Source organism: Streptomyces katrae (assembly GCF_000966975.1).
Taxonomy (GTDB): Bacteria; Actinomycetota; Actinomycetes; order Streptomycetales; family Streptomycetaceae; genus Streptomyces; species Streptomyces katrae.
Genome location: NZ_JZWV01001410.1, coordinates 1 through 3,239, shown reverse-complemented (window position 1 = coordinate 3,239; position 3,239 = coordinate 1). Strand labels below are relative to the sequence as shown.

4 protein-coding genes are annotated in these 3,239 nt (G+C 76.7%); 2 read left to right on the top strand and 2 right to left on the bottom strand.

All coding sequences use genetic code 11. The features are described 5' to 3' along the window. Together VR44_RS37785 and VR44_RS37780 are read right to left on the bottom strand one after the other, a co-directional pair. On the bottom strand, nt 1–468 hold a 468-nt coding region (locus VR44_RS37785; RefSeq protein ID WP_045952200.1), incomplete at its 3' end, for a TIGR04282 family arsenosugar biosynthesis glycosyltransferase. Beyond that, the gene (locus VR44_RS37780) at nt 465–1,178 is read right to left on the bottom strand and encodes a glycosyltransferase family 2 protein (protein ID WP_384746940.1); all 714 of its coding nucleotides are present in this window, start codon (nt 1,176–1,178) and stop codon (nt 465–467) included. The genes VR44_RS37785 and VR44_RS37780, both read right to left, overlap by 4 nt. A gap of 125 nt (nt 1,179–1,303) precedes the next feature. Between VR44_RS37780 and VR44_RS37775 the strand changes: the two genes are divergently transcribed. Together VR44_RS37775 and VR44_RS37770 are read left to right on the top strand one after the other, a co-directional pair. Next, nucleotides 1,304–2,053 carry a response regulator transcription factor gene (locus tag VR44_RS37775; RefSeq protein ID WP_045952198.1) on the top strand — a complete coding sequence of 250 codons (750 nt, stop codon included), beginning with the start codon at nt 1,304–1,306 and terminating at the stop codon, nt 2,051–2,053. Beyond that, a complete protein-coding gene (locus VR44_RS37770; protein WP_045952197.1) occupies nt 2,050–3,168 on the top strand; it encodes a sensor histidine kinase in 1,119 nt (372 codons plus the stop codon). The genes VR44_RS37775 and VR44_RS37770 overlap by 4 nt, the downstream gene beginning before the upstream one ends. The last annotated feature ends 71 nt before the right edge of the window (nt 3,169–3,239 follow it).

Genomic DNA, 3,239 nt, shown 5'->3' with positions numbered 1-3,239 from the left:
CTGCACGGCTCCCGTCTCGGGTACGGACATGGGTACGCCGAGCAGCAGTGCCGGGTCGGCCGCCGCCAGGCCCAGGGCCCAGAACCCGCCGTCGGCGGCCGGGCCGAACCAGGCGTCGCAGGTGTCGAAGACCAGCGCGGGCGCGAGGAGCCCGGGGGTGACCTGCGGGGTGTCCATGCCGATCAGGAGCGCCGGCCCGGCGCAGTCGGCGAACGCGGCCGCGAGCCGTTCGTCCAGGCCCCGGCCGCGCTGCGGCACGACCTCGAAGCCGGGTGGCAGCCACGGGCCCGGGGCGCCGTCCAGCACGAGGACGTGCCGGTCGGCCGGGGTGGCCAGGACGGCCGCCAGGGTGTCGGCGAGCGCGGCCTCGGCCAGGGCCGCCGCCTGCCCGGGGGTGAAAGGCGGGGTGAGCCGGGTCTTGACCCGGCCGGGCACGGGCGCTTTGGCGATCACGAGCAGGCTGGTCACCGGGCGCCCCCGGCCCGCCCGGCACGGCCGGGGGCGGCGGGGACGTACGGGGGCTCCGCGAGCACCGCGCGCATGTCACGGACCGCGTTCCAGGTGCCCCGCCACGTGCCGGTGACCTTGGACTTGCCGCTGCGCGGCAGGTACGGCACGTCCTCCTCGCGCACCCGCCAGCCCGCGTCCGCCGCCCGTACGACCATCTGCAGCGGGTAGCCGGAGCGCCGGTCGGTCAGGTGCAGCCCCAGCAGCGCCTCCCGCCGCATCGCCCGCAGCGGGCCCAGGTCGTGCAGGCGCAGACCGGTGCGGCGGCGCAGCATCCGGGAGAGCGCCAGGTTCCCCGCCCGGGCGTGCGCGGGCCAGGCGCCCCGGCCCCGGGGGCGGCGCCGGCCGAGCACCAGGTCCGTCTCGCCCGCGGCCACCGCCCGGACGAATCCGCTCAGCAGGCCGGGGTCGAGGGAGGCGTCGCAGTCGCAGAAGCAGACGTACTCGGCCTCGGCGGCCAGGAGTCCGGCGTGGCAGGCGGCCCCGAAGCCGCGCCGGGACTCCGGTACGACGGTGGCACCCAGGGCGCGGGCGATGTCGGCGGAGCCGTCGGTGGACCCGTTGTCCACGACCAGGGCCCGCCAGCCGGCGGGGATGCGGGCGAGTACCCAGGGCAGGGCCTCGGCCTCGTTCAGACAGGGCAGGACGACGTCCACGGAGTTTTCGGTCACGACTGCCACCGTAGGAATTTTCCGGGGACATAACGGACATCGAGTCCTTACGAAACGCGGACGTCGGCCGTTCGAGGCCGACCCGCCCGGGACGGGGACGCCCCGGCGGTGGGAGGCTTGCCGTCATGAGCACGGCCACGAGCACGCCCCCGCCCGCCACGCCCGCCCCGCCCGCCCGGGTCCTCGTCGTCGACGACGACCCCACCGTCGCCGAGGTCGTCACCGGCTACCTCCGCCGGGCCGGCCACAGCGTCCACCACGCCGCCGACGGCCCCGCCGCCCTCGATTCCGCCGCCCGGCACGAGCCGGACCTGGTCGTCCTGGACCTGATGCTGCCCGGCATCGACGGGCTGGAGGTGTGCCGGCGGCTGCGCGCCGAGCGTCCCGTTCCGGTGATCATGCTGACGGCGCGCGGTGACGAGGACGACCGGATCGCCGGCCTGGAGCTCGGCGCGGACGACTACGTCACCAAGCCCTTCAGCCCCCGCGAGCTGGTCCTGCGCGTCGAGTCCGTCCTGCGCCGCAGCCGGTCCGCGGCGCCGCGGACCGCCGGAGGGGGGCAGCTGACGGGCGCGGGCATCCGGCTCGACCCGCGGACCCGGCGGGCCGTCAGGAACGGGCAGGAGCTCATGCTCACCCTGCGGGAGTTCGACCTCCTCGCACACTTCCTCACCCATCCCGGCCGGGCCCACGGGCGTGAGGAGCTGATGCGGGACGTCTGGGGCTGGGACTTCGGGGACCTGTCCACCGTCACCGTCCACGTGCGCCGCCTGCGGGCCAAGATCGAGGAGGACCCGGCGGCCCCCCGGCTCATCCGGACGGTCTGGGGCGTGGGGTACCGCTTCGAGGCGGGCGGGGAGGAGGGCACCCCGTGAAGGACCTCCTGCTGATCGCGGCGTTCGCGTTCGGCGGCGCGGTCTGCGCCGGCCTGCTCGGCGCGGTCGCGCTGCGGCTGCTGCGGCACCGGTCCGTCGCCGTGTCCATGGCCGTCGTCGCGGCCGTCGCCGTCACCGCCATGCTCGCCGGCACCCTCGCCGTCGCCTGGGCGATGTTCCTCTCCCCGCACGACCTCAGCGTGGTCACCCTCGTGGCCGCCATGGCCGCCGTGGTCTCCCTGGCCACCGCGGTGCTGCTCGGACGGTGGGTGGTGGCGCGCGGCCGCGACCTCGCCCGCGCGGCGCGCGACTTCGGCGAGGGCGGCAGCTTCGCCGCGCCCCCGGCCCGGGCCACGGCGGAACTGGCCGCCGTCACCCGTGAACTGGCCGCCACCAGCGCCAGGCTCGCGGCCTCACGGGAACGCGAGCGCGCCCTGGAGTCCTCCCGCCGCGAGCTCGTCGCCTGGATCTCCCACGACCTGCGCACCCCGCTCGCCGGGCTGCGGGCCATGGCCGAGGCCCTGGAGGACGGGGTGGCCGAGGACCCCGCCCGCTACCACCGGCAGATCCGCACGGAGGTCGGACGGCTCGACACCATGGTCGGCGACCTCTTCGAGCTCTCCCGCATCCAGGCCGGGGCCCTCGAACTGACGCCGGGCCGCGTCTCCCTCCAGGACCTGGCGGCCGACGCCCTGCTGGGCGCCGACCCGCTCGCCCGCGAGCGCGGGGTACGGCTGTGCGGCGACGGCATCGCCCCTGTCCCGGTCGAGGTGGACGGCAAGGAGATGACCCGGGTCCTGGCCAACCTCCTCGTCAACGCCATCCGCCACACCCCCGCCGACGGCACGGTGGCCGTACGCGTCGACCGGCACGAGGACTCGGCCGTGCTGTCCGTCACCGACGGCTGCGGCGGCATCCCGGAGGAGGACCTGCCGAAGGTCTTCGACACCGGCTGGCGCGGCAGCCCGGCCCGTACGCCGCCCGCCGGCGCCGGACTCGGGCTGGCGATCGTACGGGGCATCGTCGAGGCCCACGCCGGGCGGGCCCGGGTCCACAACGTACCCGGCGGCTGCCGCTTCGAGGTCACCCTCCCCCTGGCCACCGCCCAGACCTGACCCACCCTCCCCGTCCACCCACGCCGACGCCCGGCCCCCGCTCCGGCCCGGCCCGGGCTGCCGGCTCCGGC